This is a genomic window from Pseudomonas sp. AC463 (assembly GCF_979253585.1).
Map to the genome: position 1 here is coordinate 1 of NZ_CEEDDZ010000634.1, position 270 is coordinate 270.

The following is a 270-nucleotide window of genomic DNA, read 5'->3' on the forward strand; positions in this document are numbered from 1 at the left end:
GATTTCGACACCGTACCGCGCTCGCGCTTTCTGGGCGAGCCAAGCGACGGCGATACCGTGGCGCGTGCGACGGGGCACCAGTTGCGGCTCCAGCATGATTTCAGCGACAGGTGGAGCCTGCTGGTCGGGGCCAGCCACCGCGACACGCTGCTGACCGGCGCGTCCTCCGATGCGGAGACGGTGCGGTCGCGCCAGAAACTGTATGTCGATGGCCGGTCGTTGTCGCGCCAGCGGCGGACGCGGCGCTATACGTCCGAACACAGCGTGTTC

1 pseudogene is annotated in these 270 nt (G+C 67.8%); it reads left to right on the forward strand.

Annotated features, from left to right (window positions below):
* Positions 1-270, forward strand: a pseudogene (locus AC0IYH_RS31750) (hypothetical protein); the annotation flags it as partial.